The following is an 18814-nucleotide window of genomic DNA, read 5'->3' on the forward strand; positions in this document are numbered from 1 at the left end:
GTTTGCGGCGGCGCCGGCCCCTACGCCTCCTCCGTGCGGCCGCGTCCGCAGGGCCGTCCCCGGACGGGCGCGGCCCGCTGGCGGTGCCCGGGTGCCGTGGCCAGGCTGGGGACGTGGCTGCCGCATACGACTACTCGGACCTGACCGCCCTCTACGTGAACTGCACGCTCAAACGCTCACCCGAGATCAGCAACACCGAGGGCCTGATCGACAGGAGCCGCCGGGTCATGGAAGGGGCCGGCACCCGGACCTCCCTCATCCGCGCCGTCGACCACGACATCGCGACCGGGGTCTGGCCCGACATGACCGAGCACGGCTGGGAGAACGACCAGTGGCCGGTCCTCTACAGCCAGGTCATGGACGCCGACATCCTCGTCCTGTGCGGCCCCATCTGGCTCGGCGACAACAGCTCCGTGATGAAGCAGGTCATCGAGCGGCTCTACGCCTGCTCCTCGTTGCTGAACGAGCGGGGCCAGTACGCCTACTACGGGCGGGTCGGCGGCGCACTGATCACCGGCAACGAGGACGGCGTCAAGCACTGCGCCATGAACGTCCTCTACAGCCTCCAGCACCTCGGCTACGCGATTCCGCCACAGGCCGACGCGGGCTGGATCGGCGAGGCCGGGCCCGGACCCTCCTACCTGGACCCCGGCTCGGGCGGCCCCGAGAACGACTTCACCAACCGCAACACCGCCTTCATGTCCTGGAACCTCATGCACCTGGCAGCCCTGCTCAAGCGCTCGGGCGGCATCCCGCCGCACGGCAACCAGCGCTCGCAGTGGGACGCAGGATGCCGCTTCGACTTCCCCAACCCCGAGCACCGATGAGTTCTGCGCTCCGGGGCGGTCCCACGGTGGACGACAACGCTGGAGGAAGCCCGTGGAGCAACTGCTGAAAGTCCAGAACTTCGCCGTGTCGCGCGACGGGTTCGGTGCCGGTGAGCACCAGAGCCTCGCGCGGCCGTTCGGCGACGCCGACCCCGGCCGACTGCTCTCCTGGGCCGGAGCCACCGCGAGCTGGCCCAACCGCACCGATCCCGGCGGGAGCCGGGGCCTCGACGACTACTTCACCCGGGACTTCGCGCACAACATCGGTGCCGAGATCATGGGCCGCAACAAGTTCGGTCCCCAGCGCGGGCCCTGGACCGACCACGACTGGCGCGGCTGGTGGGGCGAGGAGCCCCCGTTCCACACCCCGGTGTTCGTCATGACCCACCACGTGCGCCCTTCGTTCACGCTCTCCGACACCACCTTCCACTTCGTCGACGCCGACCCGGCCACGGCCCTGGCCCGGGCGCGGGAAGCCGCGGCGGGCAAGGACGTCCGGCTCGGCGGCGGGGCCACCACCATCCGCGAGTTCCTCGACGCCGACCTCGTCGACACCCTGCACGTGGCGGTCGCGCCGGTGGAGATCGGATCCGGGGTCAGGCTCTGGGAGTCGCCCGAGGAACTGCTCGACCGGTTCCACCTCGATGTCGTGCCCAGCCCGAGCGGCGTGACGCACCACCTGTTCTGGCGCAGGTGACGACGGGCCCGGGGCGCATGCGCCCCGGGCCCGTCGCCTCGCACCGGTTCAGCGTGCGATGTCCACGACGAACCGCTCCGGCGAGTGCAGGGGGAACGCGCGGTAGTACGGCAGGGTGTCGAAGGCGGCGCCGAAGGTCACGTACCCCTCGTAGTCGCCGGTCAGGGCGATGCCCTTGAGCTTGCTGAGGCCGATCTTCTGCAGCTTGGGCCCGTGGTAGACGCTCTGCCCCGCGTCGTCGTGCGCTGCGGCGGGGTGGAGGCGGATCTCCAGGAAGTACTTCCCGGGCAGCGGCACGGGCTTGCCGGACCCGTCGTAGACGAGGTGCGGGACGGGAGTGACGGTGACCGCGGGGGCGGAGCCCTGGAGGTCGATGACGATGCGGTCGTACGTGGGGTGCCCGGCCCAGCGGGCGTTGACGACGAGCGGGGTCTGGGCCCGGGTGGTGGTGGCGACGGTGGTGGAGGCCGAGGCAGGTGCGGCGAAGGAGAGGCAGGCGGCGAGCAGGGCGCCGGTTGCCAGGGCCACGAACTGCCGGAGACGGGTGTGGATCATGACGTCCCCTCGATTCTCGAGAGACGGGGACCAGTGGCACTGAGGGGGACGCCCTGAGGGGATCCAGCGGTTCCGGTTCTGTTGACCCGCTTTGAGGGGAGCCCCTCCTGCTACCGATGCGCCGTTTCCGTTTCCGCTTCCGTTTCCGTTTCCGCTTCCGCTTCCGGTTGCGGGGCCGGTCGGCCGGTGACGGGCGACGGGGTGGCGCTTCGGTCCGGGCGCAGGAGTAGCGCGACCAGGAGCGCCGCGGCTGCCAGGGCGGCGCCGCCGCAGCGCAGTGCCAGGTGCAGGGCGTCGATGAAGGCGGCGTTCACGGCGTCGTGGACGGGGGCGGGCAGGGCGGCGGTGCTGCCCGGGGCCGCGCCCTGGAGGTGGCGGCCGAGTTCGGCGGGCGCGCCGAGCCGCTGGAGCGACTCGGTCAGGGTGGTGGCGAGTCGGCTGCTGAGGACGGCGCCCAGGACGGCGACGCCGATGACACCACCGATCTCGCGCAGCGTGTTGAGGGTTGCGGATGCCATGCCGGCCCGTGCCGGGTCGACGCGCTGCATGATCGTGATGGACACGGGGGTGAACGTCATCCCCATGCCGAGGCCCATGGTGAGCAGTACCCAGACGTACTGCGGGTAGCGGGCGTCCGCGCCGTAGAGCGAGAGGGCGCCGAGCGCCGTGGCGCAGAGGGCCAGGCCGGTGACCAACGGGAGGCGGGGGCCGTGGCGTGAGGTGAGCGCGCTCGACAGCGGCGCGGCGACGACGATCATCGCGGTCATCGGCAGGCCCGCCAGGCCCGCGTCCGACGGGGACCAGCCCATCACGTCCTGCATGAGCAGGGGCAGGAAGAACGCGGCTCCGAACATGCCGAAGCTGATCATGAAGCCGCTCACCGCAGCGCCGGTGAGTACCCGGTCCCGGAAGAAGTGCAGGTCGAGCATGGGGTCGGCGCTGCGGGCCTCGACCGCGACGAAGGCGGGCAGGGCCAGCGTCGCCACGGAGGCGAGGGCGAGCACCCGGGGGTCGGTCCAGCCGCGGGTGGGCCCCTCGATGAGCGCGTACACCAGCGCGCCGAATCCCAGTGCGGAGAGTGCCTGGCCCGGCAGGTCCAGCCTCTTGGCGCGGGTCGCGAACTCGGGTAGCACCCGGGCCGCGAGCAGCAGCCCCGCCACCCCGATGGGGACGTTGATCCAGAAGACGGCCGCCCATCCGAAGGCGTCTACGATCGGCCCGCCCAGGACGGGGCCGACGGCCAGGCCCAGCGCGGAGACGCCGGACCACAGGCCCACGGCCCCGGCCCGCTCCTTCTCGTCCGTGAAGACGTGGCGCAGGATGGACAGACTGCCCGGTGTGAGCAGTGCCGCGCCGAGGCCCTGGAGCATCCGGGCGGCGATCAGTGTGCCCGTGGAGCCGGACAGTGCCGCCGCCGCGGAGCCCGCCGTGAAGACGGCCAGGCCGGTGAGGAAGACCCGCCTGCGTCCGTAACGGTCGCCCAGGGTGCCGCCGGTGAGCAGGAGGGCCGCATAGACCAGGCTGTAGCCCTCCACCACCCACTGCAGTCCGCTGACGCCGGAATGCAGTTCCTGCCCGATGCGGGGCAGGGCGTTGTTGACGATGACGTTGTCGAGCATCGCCATGAACATCGTGGCGCACAGTGTGGCGAGCACGAGCCCCTTGTGTCGGGCAGGTGGCTTCATCATCCCGTTCCCTAACAGTGTTAGTCGCTTGTTCGGTGCGGCTAGACTGCCTCTAACAGTGTTAGTTGGCAAGCGGGATTCCGGCGGGGCCCGTGGACGGAGGTGGCCGATGGCCGTACAGGGCAGTGCTGATGACGGACCGTCGCAGCCGGGACTGACCCGTCAGGCGCTCGTTCGGGCGGCCCTGCGGGTGCTGGAGCGCGAGGGCGTCAACGGCCTGTCGATGCGCAAGGTCGCCGCCGAGCTGGGGGTGAAGGCGGCCTCGCTGTACTGGCACGTGCGCAACAAGGAGGAGCTGCTCGACCTGCTCACCGACGAGCTCATGGCCGACGCCGAGGCGCCGCCACGGGAGGGCGACTGGCGTGAGCAGTTGCGCGAGTACTGCGTGCGCTACCGCCGGCATCTGCTCGGCAAGCGCGACGCCGCCAAAGTCGTCGCCGGCCGGCTCGCCCCGGGACCCCATCTGCTGCGTCTGATGGAGGACCAGCTCGGCCGTCTGAGGGAGGCCGGTTTCTCCGATGCCGATGCTGCCATGATCAGCTACCTGCTCGGCGCGTTCGTCCAGGGCTTCGTGCTCCAGGAGCAGGGGCCCATTTCTGCGTCCGAGGCCATGGGCGCCAGCCGCCGCGAGGCCGCCACGGCTGTGGGTGAGCAGCTGCGCCGGCTGCCCCGGGACACCTTCCCCAGCCTGGTCGCACTCGCCGACGACCTGACCGACCGTTCCATGGAGGAACGCTTCTCGTTCGGCCTCGAACGTCTCCTGGACGGCTTGTCCACCCTGCTGGAGCAGGGATCACGTTGAGACGCGAGAGGGGCCCGGCGCGTGCCGGGCCCCTCTCATCTCACGCGGTGCGCGTCAGCACTCGATGACGTTGACGGCGAGGCCGCCGCGGGCGGTCTCCTTGTACTTGACCTTCATGTCGGCGCCGGTCTCCTTCATGGTCTTGATGACCTTGTCGAGGGACACCTTGTGGCTGCCGTCGCCGCGCATCGCCATCCGCGCCGCGGTGACGGCCTTGACCGCCGCCATGCCGTTGCGCTCGATGCAGGGGATCTGCACCAGGCCGCCGACCGGGTCGCAGGTCAGGCCGAGGTTGTGCTCCATGCCGATCTCGGCCGCGTTCTCGACCTGTTCCGGGGTGCCGCCGAGGACCTCGGCGAGGGCGCCGGCCGCCATCGAGCAGGCGGAGCCCACCTCGCCCTGGCAGCCGACCTCGGCGCCGGAGATTGAGGCGTTCTCCTTGAAGAGCATGCCGATCGCGCCCGCGGCCAGGAGGAAGCGGACCACGCCGTCCTCGTCCGCGCCCGGCACGAAGTTCATGTAGTAGTGCAGCACGGCCGGCAGGACGCCCGCGGCGCCGTTGGTCGGCGCGGTCACGACCCGGCCGCCCGCCGCGTTCTCCTCGTTGACCGCCATCGCGTAGATCGTCGCCCACTCGCTGCGGTGCAGCATCGGGTCGCCCTCGGTGCGCAGCTGGCGTGCCGTGGCGGCGGCCCGGCGCTTGACCCGCAGGCCGCCGGGGAGGATGCCTTCGCGGGACATGCCGCGCGAGACGCAGGACTGCATGACGCGCCAGATCTCCAGGAGGCCCTCGCGGATCTCCTCCTCCGTGCGCCATGCCTTCTCGTTCTCCAGCATCAGGGAGGAGATCGACAGGCCGGTCTCGTTCGCCAGGCGCAGCATCTCGTCGCCGGAGCGGAAGGGGTACTTCAGCACCGTGTCGTCGAGCTTGATCCGGTCCTCGCCGACCGCGTCCTCGTCCACGACGAAGCCGCCGCCGACCGAGTAGTAGGTCTTCTCCAGCAGCGGGGTGCCGGCGCCGTCGTACGCGAAGAGCGTCATGCCGTTGGCGTGGTACGGCAGGGAGCGGCGGCGGTGCAGGATCAGCTGGTTCGGCTCGTCGAAGGCGATCTCGTGGACATCGCCTATCTCCGCCCCCAGCAGCCGCAGCCGGCCGCTCTTGCGGATGCGCTCGACCTCGTCGTCGGCGGTCTCGACGTTCACCGTGCGGGGGGAGTGGCCCTCCAGGCCGAGCAGCACCGCCTTGGGGGTGCCGTGCCCGTGGCCGGTCGCGCCGAGGGATCCGAAGAGCTCGGCCCGGACGGAGGCGGTCTGGGCCAGCACGCCGTCCTTCTTCAGCCGCGTCACGAACATGCGCGCGGCCCGCATCGGACCCACGGTGTGCGAGCTGGACGGACCGATGCCGATCGAGAAGAGATCGAAAACGGAAATGGCCACGTTGGCGGACTCCCGGGTCATCCCCGCGGTGGCGGGGAACGGACCGTCGAGTCGCTCTCGCAGCGTAGCGAGGCGGCCGACGGAGGGTGCGGACTTTGCAGGGATTGCGGGCAAAGATCACCTCGTGGGCGCCCTTGCCCGGTTCATCAGCGTACGTCAGTTCGTGAGGGGCTCGGTTACGCCGACCTGTACGGCGTCTTTCGCGGCCCCGACGTCGAGGACCGCGCCCCGGGCCAAGGAAAAGGCCCGGCCTTGTGCGCAACAAGGCCGGGCCCGCCCAAGCCGTTGCCCTAGAGGGTCGGGTACAGCGGGAACTTCGCGGCGAGCGCGGAGACGCGAGCCTTCAGGGCCTCGCTGTCGTACGCGGGCTTCAGCGCCTGCGCGATGATCTCGGCGACCTCGGTGAAGGCCTCGGCGTCGAAACCGCGGGTGGCCAGGGCCGGCGTACCGATCCGCAGACCCGAGGTGACCATCGGCGGCCGCGGGTCGTTCGGGATGGCGTTGCGGTTGACCGTGATGCCGACCTCGTGGAGGCGGTCCTCGGCCTGCTGACCGTCCAGCTCGGAGTTGCGCAGGTCGACCAGGACCAGGTGCACGTCGGTGCCACCGGTGAGGACGTCCACGCCCACGGCCTTGACGTCGTCCTGGACCAGGCGGGCGGCGAGGATCTTCGCACCCTCCAGGGTGCGCTCCTGGCGCTCCTTGAACTCGGGCGAGGCCGCGACCTTGAAGGAGACCGCCTTGGCCGCGATCACGTGCTCCAGCGGGCCGCCCTGCTGACCCGGGAAGACCGCGGAGTTGATCTTCTTGGCCAGCTCCTGCGTCGACAGGATCACACCGCCGCGCGGACCGCCGAGGGTCTTGTGCGTGGTGGTGGTGACGACGTGGGCGTGCGGCACCGGGTTCGGGTGCAGACCGGCGGCGACCAGGCCGGCGAAGTGCGCCATGTCGACCATCAGGTACGCGCCGACCTCGTCCGCGATGCGGCGGAAGGCGGCGAAGTCCAGCTGGCGCGGGTAGGCGGACCAGCCGGCGACGATCAGCTGCGGCTTGGACTCCTTGGCGAGGCGCTCGACCTCCGCCATGTCCACCTCGCCGGTCTCGTCGACGTGGTACGGGACCACGTTGTAGAGCTTGCCGGAGAAGTTGATCTTCATGCCGTGGGTCAGGTGACCGCCGTGGGCCAGGTTGAGGCCCATGATCGTGTCGCCCGGCTTCAGCAGCGCGAACATCGCGGCGGCGTTGGCCTGCGCACCGGAGTGCGGCTGGACGTTCGCGGCCTCGGCGCCGAACAGCGCCTTGATGCGGTCGATCGCGATCTGCTCGACGACGTCGACGTGCTCGCAGCCGCCGTAGTAGCGGCGGCCCGGGTAGCCCTCGGCGTACTTGTTCGTCAGGACCGAGCCCTGGGCCTCCATGACGGCGACCGGAGCGAAGTTCTCCGACGCGATCATTTCCAGGGTGGACTGCTGGCGCACGAGCTCGGCGTCGACGGCGGCGGCGACGTCCGGGTCGAGCTCGTGCAGCGGGGTGTTGAGAACAGACATCAGGATCCCCTGGGGTGTCAGTTGTCGGAGTGGGTGAGCGCGGCGTACTCCTCGGCGGAGAGCAGGTCGGCCGGCTCCTCCGCGACGCGCACCTTGAACAGCCAGCCACCCTCGAAGGGGGCGGTGTTGACGAGCGCCGGGTCGTCCACGACGTCCTGGTTGGCGTCGACGACCTCGCCGGTGACGGGGGAGTACAGGTCGCTGACGGACTTGGTCGACTCGAGCTCGCCACAGGTCTCGCCGGCGGTCACCGTGTCGCCGACCGCGGGGAGCTGGGCGTAGACCACGTCACCGAGCGCGTTGGCCGCGAACTCCGTGATACCGACCGTCGCGACGCCGTCCTCGGCGGTCGACAGCCACTCGTGCTCCTTGCTGTAACGCAGCTGCTGGGGGTTGCTCATGACCTGATTCTCCTGGATGCGGGGGAGTGGATACGAACTGCGGTCTTGGGTACTGAGACGGCGCCGTACGGGTTCCCGGACGGCGGACGTGGTGCGCGGGGCTACTTCTGCCGCTTGTAGAACGGCAGCGCCACGACCTCGTACGGCTCATGCGTACCGCGAATGTCGACGCCGACGCCGGACGTTCCGGGCGCGGCGTGCGCCGCGTCCACGTACGCGATGGCGATCGGCTTGCCCAGCGTCGGGGACGGGGCGCCGGAGGTGACCTCGCCGATGACCTGACCGTCGGCGACGACCGGGAAACCGGCGCGCGGGACGCGGCGGCCCTCGGCGATCAGACCGACCAGCTTGCGCGGCGGAGCGGTGGCGGCGCGCTCGGCGGCGGCCTCCAGCGCGGCGCGGCCGACGAAGTCGCCCTCCTTCTCGAACTTCACGACCCGACCCAGGCCCGCGTCGAACGGCGTGAGGGCGGTGGTCAGCTCGTGCCCGTACAGCGGCATGCCCGCTTCCAGGCGCAGCGTGTCGCGGCAGGACAGACCGGCCGGGACCAGGCCGACGCCCTCGCCCGCCTTGGTGAGCGCCTGCCACAGTTCCACGGCGTGCTCGGGGGCGACGAACAGCTCGAAGCCGTCCTCACCCGTGTACCCGGTGCGCGCGATCAGCGCGGGCACGCCCGCGACGGTGCCCGGCAGGCCGGCGTAGTACTTCAGGCCGTCCAGGTCGGCGTCGGTCAGGGAGGCCAGGATGCCCGGGGACTCCGGGCCCTGCACGGCGAGCAGCGCGTACGCGTCGCGGTCGTCGCGGACCTCGGTGTCGAAGCCGGCGGCGCGCTCGGTCAGGGCGTCCAGGACGACCTGGGCGTTGGAGGCGTTGGCGACGACCATGTACTCGGTCTCGCCGAGGCGGTAGACGATCAGGTCGTCGACGATCCCGCCGTCCTCCTGACAGATGTGCGTGTAGCGGGCGCGGCCGACGCCGACGGTGGAGATGTTGCCGACCAGGGCGTAGTCGAGGGCCTTGACGGCCTCCGGGCCGGTCAGCGTGATCTCGCCCATGTGGGACAGGTCGAAGAGACCGGCCTTGGTGCGTACGGCGTTGTGCTCGTCGCGCTCGCTGGCGTACCGCAGCGGCATGTCCCAGCCCGCGAAATCGGTCATGGTCGCACCGAGCGAGCGGTGCAGCGCATCGAGGGCGGTCAGGCGGGGGGCAGTGCTCATGGGTGTGGCTCCCGGGTCCCAGGGCATCGACATGACATGACGAGGACGTTCCTCCCCATCTGTCATCGGAACCTGAGAGGTTCGCCGAGAGTTCCGCCGATCGCCCGATCGCCGGTTCTTCTCATCGACTTGCACCTTGGGTGGAGCTGCGCAGCAGCTCGCTTTTCAGATCTGCCTCATCCACGCGGTACGGGGCCTGAGAGATTCAAGGGAGGTTCTTGCTCCTTCGGCGCCCGCGCACGGCCTTGCGGCGTGCCGGGACTCTCCCGCGCGGATTCAAGCGGCCGGTATGCAGTTGGTCCAGATGGCGCACATCATTGCACGCCGTGCCCGAGATCGGGCGGTGGGGTCCGAAAGTTCGTACGGCCCTCCGAAGAGTCGGACCGGAACCGGGGCCGCCGGATTACCGTCTCTTTACACTCAGTGGGCAAGGGTCCTGGTGACCCGATTCGGGGGAGGCGAACACTGTGCGGAGATTCGGAGTGGTGACGACGACCGGAACCGTGGAGGCGGTGCCCGCGCAGCGCGGCGCGCGCGGGCGCGAGAGGGCGGCCGGCAGCGGCCTCGGCCTCGTGCGCGACCTGCGCGGACCGGCCGTGCGCGCCCCGAGCCCGCTCGGCTTCGCGGCCGGAGACATCGTCGTGGTGTCCGGCCTTCCCGGCGGCGGCAAGAGCACGCTGATCAAGCGGGCGGCCGGCGAGGGCGGGGCCGTGGACTCCCAGGACACCCGTGAGCGCTGGGAGCGCCGCATGCCCGCGCCGCTGCCCTACGCGGTGTACCGGCCGCTGGTGCGCGCCGCGCACTACTGGGGGCTGTGGCGGATCCTGCGCTCCGGAGCCTCCGTGGTCGTCCACGACTGCGGTACGCAGTCGTGGGTGCGCGGTCTGCTCGCGGCCGCCGCGCGCCGCCGGGGCCGAGCGCTGCACCTGCTCCTGCTGGACAGCAGTCCCGAGGAGGCCCTCTCGGGGCAGGCCGCGCGCGGCCGCCGGGTCTCCGCCTACGCCTTCGCGCGCCACCGCGGCGCGGTGACCCGGCTCCTGCGCGAGGCCGAAGCGGGCCGCCCGCCCGCGGGCTGTGCCTCGGTGACCCTGTTGGACCGGGCCTCCGCCGCCACGGTGACCCGCATCGCCTTCGGCGCCTGACCCGCCGGGTGCGGCGCCGCGGCCGGGGTCCGGGGCGGAGCCCCGGATCTTTCGGATCCGCCCGGACCCCGGCAACGGTGCGGGGCGCGGGGCCGGTACCCTGCGGGGCGACACGCGCGGGAATCAAGACAGAGGCAGGGGCAGATGCAGGGCAGCGGCTGGCCGGGGAATGAGCTGGAGCAGGTGCTCGGGGCGGCGCTCGGGCAGCCGGACGCCGGGGGGCGGATCCTGGAGGTCCTCGGACGCAGCCAGGTGTGGGTTCCCCTGCCGGGCGGGGGCGGCCGGGCGTCGGCCGGCCTCGATCTGCCCACCATGGACATCGGCGGGGCGGCGTACGTCCCCGTCTACAGCTCCGAGGCCCAGTTCCTCGCCTGCGTCGGTCCCGGCATGGACTTCGCGGTGGCGCCCGCCGTCGAGTTCGCCCGCGGTCTGCCCCCGCAGCTCGGCATCGCCCTCAACCCCGAGGGCGCCGTCGGCGCACCGCTCCCGCCGTCCGCCGTCGCGGAGCTGTGCCGCAGCGGCCGGACCGCGCTCGACGGCCCGGCCACCGGCGGCCGGGTCCGGCTCTTCGAGCCCGACTGGCAGGACGATCCGGTGGATTTCCTGGCCGCCGCCACCGAGGAGTTCCGGGCCACCGGGGTGGTCGCCGCCGCGCACCGCTGCCTCGCCAGCATCGAGGGCGGGGAGCCCCAGCTGTTCGTCGGTGTCCGCCTGGTGGGATGGGAACCCGAAATGCAGAGCGCGCCGATGGAGGCCCTCGGACGGGCCCTGACCCGTGTCCCGCCGCCGTGGCCCGTGCAGTTGATCCTGCTGGACGCCGCCCAGGACCCGGTCACGGACTGGATTCGTGAGCGCGTACGCCCCTTCTACCTGCCGTAGGGCCGCTTAAGCTGGTTACATCTCCTGGCCGCACGCGCGACTGCCGGTTCGGAGGACACGCGTGGAGCGACGGGCGGACGAAGAGGGGTTCCGGGTGAGTGCGTCAGGCACGGCCGCGGCCGGGCAGGTCGAGCACATGATGCGCCAGGTGACTCCCGGGCGCTACGAGAGTTACGAGTCACTCCTGCACGCCCTCGCCGAGGGCCGGCTGTGGATGTTGCTCTGGCAGGGGCAGCCGGGCTCCCCGGACGCCCAGTACGGCGGTATGGAAGTCGAGAGCCTCGGCTACGCGCCCTGCGTCACCTCCCCCCAGGAGCTGGCCGCCAGCGGCTGGAACCGGGGCTACGAGGTGGTCACCGGGCGGGACATCGCCCGCGCGCTGTACCCGGACCGCTGGGGCCTGTGGCTCAACCCGCACGCCCAGGGCGGTGGCCTCGGCGTGCCCTGGGCGGACCTGCGCCGGATCGCCACCGGGCTGGACCGGATGCCGGCGGGCCCGCTGCGCCTGTCCGAGCCCGCCATCGAGCTCCCGCAGTTCTACGGGCTGCTGACCCAGCACGCGCACCGCACCCCGGCGGTGCGGTCGCTGCGCCGCGCGTGGGTGCAGCCCGCGCTCGGCTCCCCGTACCTCGCGGTGGGGCTCGACCTGTACGACGCATCCGCGCCCGCGCTGGAATCCGTACGGGAGATGATGCGTCAGTCGGTCGGGGTGGTCCCCGAGGGCGTCCCGGTGTGCACGGTCGCACTCGGGGACGAGCACGACCCCGTCGCCATGTGGCTGCGCGCGCAGACCCGCCCCTTCTACGACCGCGAGGGCCAGGCGCCGGCGTACTGACCCGGCGTACTGAGCCGACGTACCGACCCGGGTACGCACCTGCCGCCCGCACCCGGCGCACGCGTTCCGCGATGTCCGGACATGGGGGCATCCCTCTCGAAGGCCGCACCGATCCCCATCGGTGCGGCCTTCTGTGCATTCGGTGAGTCCGCCCAAGATTCGTGCCCGAAAGGGTAGTTGGGCGGCATGTCCGTTCCGTGCCGAACGGGCGGTGTTTCACCGCTCAACAGATCCCGGGGTTCGGATAACGGAAGGTGTAGGCGTAGATCACGGTTGCGCATCACATCTCCGGGGGGTCTGGCGGGCGCTCGAGAGGGCGTTGAAGACTCCACCCCACCGAAGGCCGGTCCATCTCGCAAACACCAGCCCTTCACGTGCACTTCCGGCACTTTTCGTGCCAATCGCACCACCAGCGACGCCGATTGAACCAAGCCGCCACAGCGGCGGGCATGGGCCGACCGACGTCGGCCGAGAGGGGTCCCACCACGATGACGGCACCACTGCAGGACACCAGCGCGGCCGAGCCCGCAGCCGTGGCCACCTCCGAGGTTCCGGGCAAGGCGATCGAGGGACGGTCGCTCGGTCGTATCGCATGGACCAGACTCAAGCGCGACAAGGTCGCGATGGCCGGCGGCCTGGTCGTGCTGCTGCTGGTGGTCCTGGCCATGCTCTCGCAGCCGATCCAGTGGATCTTCGGGCTGGACCCGGACGCCCTGCACCAGGACCTCATCGATCCCTCCCTGGCCACCCCCATCGGCTCCTTCGGCGGCATCAGCTGGGACCATCCGCTGGGCGTGGAGCCGAAGTTCGGCCGGGACATCGCCACCCGCATCCTGGAAGGCTCCTGGGTCTCCCTGCTGGTCGCCTTCGGATCGACCGTGGTCTCGGTGTTCATCGGTTCCGTTCTGGGCGTCATCGCCGGGTACTACGGAGGCTGGGCCGACACGGTGATCAGCCGCATGATGGACACCTTCCTCGCCTTCCCCCTGCTGCTCTTCGCGATCTCCATCTCGGCCGCCCTCCAGGGCGGGGCCTTCGGACTCGAAGGACTGCCGCTGCACATCAGCGTGCTGATCTTCGTGATCGGCTTCTTCAGCTGGCCCTACATCGGACGCATCGTGCGCGGCCAGACCCTCTCGCTGCGCGAGCGGGAGTTCGTCGACGCGGCCCGCAGCCTCGGAGCCCGCGGCCCCTTCATCGTCTTCCGCGAGCTGCTGCCGAACCTGATGGCGCCGATCCTCGTCTACTCGACGCTGCTCATCCCGACCAACATCCTCTTCGAGGCCTCCCTGAGCTTCCTCGGCGTGGGCATCCAGCCGCCGCAGGCCTCATGGGGCGGAATGCTCAGCTCCGCCGTCGCCTACTACAAGGTCGACCCGATGTTCATGGTCGTCCCGGGCATGGCGATCTTCGTCACCGTGCTCGCCTTCAACCTCCTCGGCGACGGTTTGCGCGACGCCCTGGACCCCAAGAGCTCGCGCTGACCCTCCCGCTCCTCGGGCACCCGGCCGAGGCTCCGCCAGTACCCACCACCACTCCGAATCAGGGGGCATCACTCCGCCATGAGAAGCAGGTCGAGAACAGCCGCGGTGCTTGCCGCCGCCATCACCGTCGCCCTCACCGCCTCCGCCTGCAACGGTGGTGACAAGACCGGCGGCGACGACAAGTCGGCCGGCGCCAACGCCGCCGTCAAGGCAGTGGTCAACGTCTCGGACAAGAAGGGCGGGACGGTCGTCTACGAGGCGTCCGACACCCCCGACTCCTTCGACCCCGGCAACACGTACTACGGCTTCGTCTTCAACTTCAGCCGCCTGTACGCCCGTCCGCTGACCACCTTCGCGCCCGCCCCGGGCGCCGAGGGCAACAAGGTGGTCCCGGACCTCGCCGAGAGCCTCGGCGTGCCGAGCGACGGCGGCGCCACCTGGACGTACAAGCTGCGCAAGGGCGTCAAGTACAGCGACGGCTCGCTGGTCACCTCCAAGGACGTCAAGTACGCGGTCGAGCGCAGCAACTTCGCGCGTGACGTGCACTCCAACGGCCCGAACTACCTCGCGCAGTACCTCAAGAACAACGAGACCCCGTACGAGGGCCCGTACAAGGACAAGTCCGACACGGGACTGCAGTCCATCGAGACCCCCGACGACCAGACGATCGTCTTCAAGCTGAAGCAGCCCTTCGCCGAGTTCGACTACCTGCTGGCCAACCCGCAGTCGGCCCCCGTGCCGAAGGCGAAGGACAACGGCGCGGACTACGTGAAGAACATCGTCTCCTCCGGCTCGTACATGTTCGAGAGCTACGAGCACGACAAGCAGGCCGTCCTGGTCCGCAACCCGAACTGGGACGCTTCCACGGACCCGCTGCGCAAGCAGCTCCCAGAGAAGATCGTCGTCAAGCTGAAGGTCAACCAGGAGACGATCGACTCCAACCTGAAGGCCGGCAACACCCACATCGACATCGTCGGCAACGGTGTGGCCCAGCAGACCCAGACCGAGCTGCTGACCTCGAAGGACCCCAACACCGACAACGCCGAGGGTGGTCGCCTGGTCTACATGGCGATGAACACCAAGGTGGCCCCCTTCGACAACGTGGAGTGCCGCAAGGCGGTCCAGTACGCGATCGACAAGGTCTCGGTGCAGACCGCCTTCGGCGGCCCCATCCGCGGCGCCATCGCCAGCACCGTCCTGCCGACGGACATCCCGGGTCACGTGGACTTCAACACCTACAAGACCCCGGACGACAAGGGCGACGAGGCCAAGGCCAAGGCCGCGCTGACCGCCTGCGGCCAGCCGAACGGCTTCGAGACCACCATCACCGCGCGCAACGACCGCGCCGGCGAGGTCGACATGGCCACGGCCATCCAGGCGTCCCTGAAGAAGATCGGGATCACGGTCAAGATCGAGCAGTTCCCGGCCGGCAAGTACTTCAGCGACTACGCGGGCGTCCCGAAGTTCACCGAGGACAACAAGATCGGCCTCATGATGATGCAGTGGGGCGCCGACTGGCCGAGCGGCTTCGGCTTCCTCCAGCAGGTCGTCCACGGTGACGCGATCAGCAAGACGGGCAACACCAACCTGTCGCAGCTGAACGACCCCGAGATCAACAAGATGCTGAACGACAACATCGCCAACACCGACTCCGCCGCCCGCGAGAAGGTCTACGGCGAGATCGACAAGAAGGTCATGGACCAGGCGGTCATCGTGCCCCTGACCTACTTCAAGGTGCTGCACTACCGCTCGCCCAAGATCACCAACGCGGTCTCCAACCCGGCGTGGAGCGGTCAGTACGACTACCTCAACATCGGCCTGAAGTAACCCCGGACGTCAAGTCCTCAGGCAGTTCGACCCTCTCAGCCAGATCTGCCAGAACCGTGGAAGGCAGGTGAAGGCAGCAGTGCGCGCGCCGGTCCGTCCCGCGCCCCCGACCGGGGTGCGGGGCGGACCGGCGGACGCCGAAGCCGACCCCCGTGTTTGTGTACATCGTCCGGCGGCTGTTCGCCGCGGTGTTCCTGCTGCTCGTTGTCAGCGCGATCACCTTCGCGATCTTCTTCCTGCTGCCCCGGTTGGCCGGCGGCACGGCCGATTCGCTGGCCACCCAGTACGTGGGCAAGAACCCCTCGCCCGAATCCATCGCCGCGGTCAAGAAGAACCTCGGTTTCGACCAGCCCCTGTACGCGCAGTACTGGGACTTCCTGCGGGGCGTCTTCGCGGGCCGCGAGTTCAACTACGGCCCCGACCCCTCGCAGTGCCACGCCCCCTGCCTCGGCTACTCCTTCAAGGACCACGTCGAGGTCTGGCCCGACATCGTCAGCCGGCTCCCCATCACCGCCTCCCTCACCCTGGGAGCGGCCGTCATCTGGCTGATCACCGGTGTGACCACGGGCGTGGTCTCGGCCCTGCGCCCGGGCTCGCTCTTCGACCGGCTCGCGATGGGCGTGGCCCTCGCCGGCGTCTCGCTGCCGATGTTCTTCACCGGCACGCTCTCGCTGGCCGTCTTCGTCTTCAACTGGCCCGTGTTCACCAACGTGTACGTGGACTTCTCCGAGGATCCGGCCGCCTGGTTCCAGGGGCTGGTCCTGCCCTGGTCCACACTGGCCTTCCTCTACTCCGCGCTCTACGCCCGGCTCACCCGGGCCGGAATGCTGGAGACCATGAGCGAGGACTACATCCGCACCGCGCGCGCCAAGGGCCTGCGCGAACGGGTGGTCATCACCCGCCACGGGCTGCGTTCCGCGCTGACTCCGATCGTGACCATCTTCGGCATGGACTTCGGGCTGCTCCTCGGCGGCGCCATCGTCACCGAGACGGTCTTCTCGTACCACGGCATCGGTGAGTACGCGTACCACGCCATCGCGGTGAACGACCTGCCGAAGATCCTCGGGGTGACCCTCTTCGCCGGAGCCTTCATCGTGCTGTGCAACCTGGTGGTCGACCTCGTCTACGCCATCATCGACCCGAGGGTGAGGCTGTCGTGACCGATTCGACTCCGAAGGGGAACGAGGCCGGCGCGGCCGCCACCGACCGCGGCGCGCACACCGCCACCGCCACGCCGCTCGTGGCGGGTCCGGGCGAGGGCCCGCCCTCCGAGGCCTTCCTCGACGTGCGCGACCTCAAGGTCCACTTCCCCACCGACGACGGCCTCGTGAAGTCCGTCGACGGGCTCACCTTCCAGCTGGAGAAGGGCCAGACCCTCGGCATCGTGGGCGAGTCCGGATCCGGCAAGTCCGTCACCTCGCTGGCCGTCATGGGCCTGCACCGGGCCGGCAACGCCGACCGCTCCAAGGTCGAGATGTCGGGCGAGATCTGGCTCGGGGGCAAGGAACTGCTCTCCGCCGATCCCGAGGAGGTGCGCCGACTGCGGGGCCGCGACATGGCGATGATCTTCCAGGACCCGCTGAGCGCACTGCACCCGTACTACACGATCGGCTCCCAGATCGTGGAGGCGTACCGCGTCCACAACGACGTGGACAAGAAGACGGCGCGCAAGCGGGCCGTCGAGATGCTCGACCGGGTGGGCATCCCCGAGCCGGGCAAGCGCGTCAACGACTATCCGCACCAGTTCTCCGGCGGCATGCGCCAGCGCGCGATGATCGCGATGTCGCTGGTCAACAACCCCGACCTGCTGATCGCGGACGAGCCGACCACGGCGCTGGACGTCACCGTGCAGGCGCAGATCCTGGACCTGATCCGGGATCTGCAGAAGGAGTTCGGCTCCGCCGTCATCATGATCACGCACGACCTCGGCGTGGTCGCGGAGATGGCCGACGAGATCCTCGTGATGTACGGCGGCCGGTGCGTCGAGCGGGGCACCGCCGAGAAGGTGTTCTACGAGCCCCGCCACCCCTACACCTGGGGCCTGCTGGGCTCGATGCCGCGCATCGACCGGGAGCAGAGCGAGCGCCTCATCCCGGTCAAGGGCTCTCCGCCCAGCCTCATCAACATCCCCGACGGCTGTGCATTCAACCCGCGCTGCCCGTACGCGGACGTGCCCAAGGGCAACGTCACGCGTACGGTCCGGCCCGAGCTCACCCAGGACGACAGCCGTCACTGGTCCGCCTGCCACATGCCGCAGGAAGAGCGGACCCGGATCTGGACCGAAGAGATTGCGCCGAAGCTGTGACCGAGACGCCTGACACGAAGAAGCCGGAAACGGCGGTCATTCCCGCGCAGGCCACGGACTCTCCCGAGGTCCTGCTCAAGGTCACCGGCCTGACCAAGCACTTCCCGATCACCAAGGGCCTGATCCGGCGCCAGGTCGGCGCGGTCAAGGCCGTCGACGGCCTCGACTTCGACGTCCGGCGCGGGGAGACCCTCGGCATCGTCGGCGAGTCCGGCTGCGGGAAGTCGACCATGGGCCGGCTGATCACACGGCTGCTGGAGCCGACCGGCGGCTCCATCGAGTTCGAGGGCAAGGACATCACGCACCTCGGGGTGTCGGGCATGCGCCCGCTGCGCCGGGACGTGCAGATGATCTTCCAGGACCCGTACGGCTCGCTGAACCCCCGCCACACCGTGGGCACCATCGTCAGCGCGCCGTTCAAGCTCCAGAAGGTCACCCCGGAGGGCGGGCTCAAGGCGGAGGTCCAGCGACTGCTCTCGCTCGTGGGCCTCAACCCCGAGCACTACAACCGCTACCCGCACGAGTTCTCCGGCGGCCAGCGCCAGCGCATCGGCATCGCGCGGGCCCTCGCGCTGAAGCCGAAGCTGGTGGTCGCGGACGAGCCGGTTTCGGCGCTGGACGTGTCGATCCAGGCCCAGGTGGTGAACCTGCTGGACGACCTCCAGGACGAGCTCGGCCTCACCTACGTGATCATCGCGCACGACCTGTCGGTCATCCGACACGTTTCGGACCGCATCGCCGTGATGTACCTCGGCAAGATCGTCGAGCTGGCGGACAACAAGGGGCTGTACGGGGCGCCCATGCACCCCTACACCACGGCCCTGATGTCGGCCGTGCCGGTGCCCGACCCGAGGCGGCGCGGTGCCAAGAGCGGCCGCATCCTACTCAAGGGCGACGTCCCGTCGCCGATCTCGCCGCCCAGCGGCTGCCGCTTCCACACCCGGTGCTGGAAGGCCACGCAGATCTGCGCGACGCAGGAGCCGCCGCTGCTGGCGCTGAAGCCGGGCCACCAGGTGGCCTGCCACCACCCGGAGAACGCCCCCGACCAGGCGCCGGGCGACCAGCCCCTGCCGGGCGCGGCGGACGCGGTGGCGGCGTCGGAGTAACGGAGCAACCGATCCGGCAGGGCCGGGGGCGCGTTCCGCGCGACCCCGGCCCTGCCGGGCGGGCCGGC

General features: G+C 70.2%; 17 protein-coding genes and 1 riboswitch. Of the genes, 11 read left to right on the forward strand and 6 right to left on the reverse strand.

Going from position 1 to position 18814, the window contains the following annotated elements; genetic code table 11:
* Nucleotides 1-113 precede the first annotated feature (113 nt).
* Together ACIQK6_RS16180 and ACIQK6_RS16185 are read left to right on the forward strand one after the other, a co-directional pair.
* Nucleotides 114-827: a flavodoxin family protein gene (locus ACIQK6_RS16180; RefSeq protein WP_329098930.1), complete on the forward strand. Its 714-nt coding sequence runs from the start codon at nt 114-116 to the stop codon at nt 825-827.
* 52 nt (nt 828-879) lie between these two features.
* Nucleotides 880-1524, forward strand: coding sequence for a dihydrofolate reductase family protein (locus ACIQK6_RS16185; RefSeq protein WP_329098929.1), 645 nt, complete (start codon nt 880-882; stop codon nt 1522-1524).
* Between the two features lie 48 nt (nt 1525-1572).
* On the opposite strand, the gene ACIQK6_RS16190 is transcribed toward ACIQK6_RS16185, so the two are convergent.
* Together ACIQK6_RS16190 and ACIQK6_RS16195 are read right to left on the reverse strand one after the other, a co-directional pair.
* Nucleotides 1573-2079 (reverse strand): hypothetical protein, encoded by a 507-nt coding sequence (locus ACIQK6_RS16190; RefSeq protein ID WP_329098928.1) that lies wholly within the window; start codon nt 2077-2079, stop codon nt 1573-1575.
* 110 nt (nt 2080-2189) lie between these two features.
* Nucleotides 2190-3734, reverse strand: coding sequence for an MFS transporter (locus tag ACIQK6_RS16195; RefSeq protein WP_402694977.1), 1545 nt, complete (start codon nt 3732-3734; stop codon nt 2190-2192).
* Between the two features lie 139 nt (nt 3735-3873).
* Between ACIQK6_RS16195 and ACIQK6_RS16200 the strand changes: the two genes are divergently transcribed.
* Nucleotides 3874-4566, forward strand: a complete 693-nt coding sequence (locus tag ACIQK6_RS16200) for a TetR/AcrR family transcriptional regulator (RefSeq protein ID WP_329098926.1) — start codon at nt 3874-3876, stop codon at nt 4564-4566.
* Between the two features lie 54 nt (nt 4567-4620).
* Here the strand turns inward: ACIQK6_RS16200 and ACIQK6_RS16205 are convergent, their stop codons facing one another.
* From ACIQK6_RS16205 to gcvT, 4 genes are all read right to left on the reverse strand, one after another.
* Nucleotides 4621-6003, reverse strand: a complete 1383-nt coding sequence (locus ACIQK6_RS16205; RefSeq protein WP_329098925.1) for an L-serine ammonia-lyase — start codon at nt 6001-6003, stop codon at nt 4621-4623.
* Between the two features lie 290 nt (nt 6004-6293).
* Nucleotides 6294-7550, reverse strand: a complete 1257-nt coding sequence (glyA, locus tag ACIQK6_RS16210; RefSeq protein ID WP_030763890.1) for a serine hydroxymethyltransferase — start codon at nt 7548-7550, stop codon at nt 6294-6296.
* A gap of 17 nt (nt 7551-7567) precedes the next feature.
* Nucleotides 7568-7951 carry a glycine cleavage system protein GcvH gene (gcvH, locus tag ACIQK6_RS16215; protein ID WP_329098924.1) on the reverse strand — a complete coding sequence of 128 codons (384 nt, stop codon included), beginning with the start codon at nt 7949-7951 and terminating at the stop codon, nt 7568-7570.
* Nucleotides 7952-8052: 101 nt separating this feature from the next.
* Nucleotides 8053-9168, reverse strand: a complete 1116-nt coding sequence (gene gcvT, locus ACIQK6_RS16220; protein WP_329098923.1) for a glycine cleavage system aminomethyltransferase GcvT — start codon at nt 9166-9168, stop codon at nt 8053-8055.
* A 175-nt stretch (nt 9169-9343) separates the two neighbouring features.
* Nucleotides 9344-9447, reverse strand: a riboswitch (glycine riboswitch).
* Nucleotides 9448-9653: 206 nt separating this feature from the next.
* Between gcvT and ACIQK6_RS16225 the strand changes: the two genes are divergently transcribed.
* The 8 genes from ACIQK6_RS16225 (at nt 9654) to ACIQK6_RS16260 (ending at nt 18746) form a co-directional block, all read left to right on the forward strand.
* Entirely contained in the window at nt 9654-10310 is a 657-nt protein-coding gene (locus tag ACIQK6_RS16225; protein WP_329098922.1) for an AAA family ATPase, read from the forward strand.
* Nucleotides 10311-10454: 144 nt separating this feature from the next.
* On the forward strand, nt 10455-11189 hold the full coding sequence (locus ACIQK6_RS16230; protein ID WP_329098921.1) for an enhanced serine sensitivity protein SseB: 735 nt from the start codon (nt 10455-10457) through the stop codon (nt 11187-11189).
* A gap of 94 nt (nt 11190-11283) precedes the next feature.
* The gene (locus ACIQK6_RS16235; protein WP_202199624.1) at nt 11284-12024 is read left to right on the forward strand and encodes an enhanced serine sensitivity protein SseB C-terminal domain-containing protein; all 741 of its coding nucleotides are present in this window, start codon (nt 11284-11286) and stop codon (nt 12022-12024) included.
* Nucleotides 12025-12512: 488 nt separating this feature from the next.
* On the forward strand, nt 12513-13508 hold the full coding sequence (locus tag ACIQK6_RS16240; RefSeq protein WP_329098920.1) for an ABC transporter permease: 996 nt from the start codon (nt 12513-12515) through the stop codon (nt 13506-13508).
* Nucleotides 13509-13586: 78 nt separating this feature from the next.
* Complete coding sequence (locus tag ACIQK6_RS16245) at nt 13587-15335, forward strand: ABC transporter substrate-binding protein (protein WP_329098919.1); 1749 nt, start codon at nt 13587-13589, stop codon at nt 15333-15335.
* A 152-nt stretch (nt 15336-15487) separates the two neighbouring features.
* Nucleotides 15488-16495, forward strand: coding sequence for an ABC transporter permease (locus ACIQK6_RS16250; protein ID WP_329098918.1), 1008 nt, complete (start codon nt 15488-15490; stop codon nt 16493-16495).
* 80 nt (nt 16496-16575) lie between these two features.
* The gene (locus ACIQK6_RS16255; protein WP_329107616.1) at nt 16576-17640 is read left to right on the forward strand and encodes an ABC transporter ATP-binding protein; all 1065 of its coding nucleotides are present in this window, start codon (nt 16576-16578) and stop codon (nt 17638-17640) included.
* Nucleotides 17637-18746 (forward strand): ABC transporter ATP-binding protein, encoded by a 1110-nt coding sequence (locus tag ACIQK6_RS16260; protein ID WP_402694978.1) that lies wholly within the window; start codon nt 17637-17639, stop codon nt 18744-18746. The genes ACIQK6_RS16255 and ACIQK6_RS16260 overlap by 4 nt, the downstream gene beginning before the upstream one ends.
* Nucleotides 18747-18814: the final 68 nt, after the last annotated feature.

The organism is Streptomyces sp. NPDC091682, from assembly GCF_044756625.1.
Classification (GTDB): Bacteria; Actinomycetota; Actinomycetes; order Streptomycetales; family Streptomycetaceae; genus Streptomyces.